This window comes from Bacillus sp. SA1-12 (assembly GCF_000981385.1).
In the GTDB taxonomy this organism is placed as follows: domain Bacteria; phylum Bacillota; class Bacilli; order Bacillales; family Bacillaceae; genus Metabacillus.
The window spans coordinates 1-311 of the sequence record NZ_LATZ01000064.1; the positions used below are offsets into that span (position 1 = coordinate 1).

1 protein-coding gene and 1 pseudogene are annotated in these 311 nt (G+C 33.4%); both read right to left on the minus strand.

The window, feature by feature from the left end; all coding sequences use genetic code 11:
• Positions 1 to 92 (minus strand): hypothetical protein (locus WQ54_RS34785; protein ID WP_231597563.1); only part of this gene is annotated, 92 nt, incomplete at its 3' end.
• A 6-nt stretch (positions 93 to 98) separates the two neighbouring features.
• Positions 99 to 311: pseudogene (locus tag WQ54_RS17685) on the minus strand (hydrolase); the annotation flags it as partial.

A 311-nucleotide genomic window follows, 5' to 3' on the forward strand; every position in this document is an offset into this window, starting at 1 on the left:
TTCTTCACTACAGCCATAATTGAATTACCATTTTTAACTTTAATAGCATTTTGTAAAAACGCTTCTTTATCGACGGACCATATTGCTGTCAATGTGAATTACTCCTCTCCATAATGCATTAATAATTGTTCATAATAATTTGCCACATAGATTAATACTTTTTCATCAAAATTAAGATGAGATGTATGAAGTCCAGTCACAAAACCTTTGTCTTCGTTTCGAGTACCTACAAATGCAAAGTATGCTGGGGCCAACTGTTGACCATAGAAGCTAAAGTCTTCACCAAATAAGAATGGAAGAGGCTTATCTAT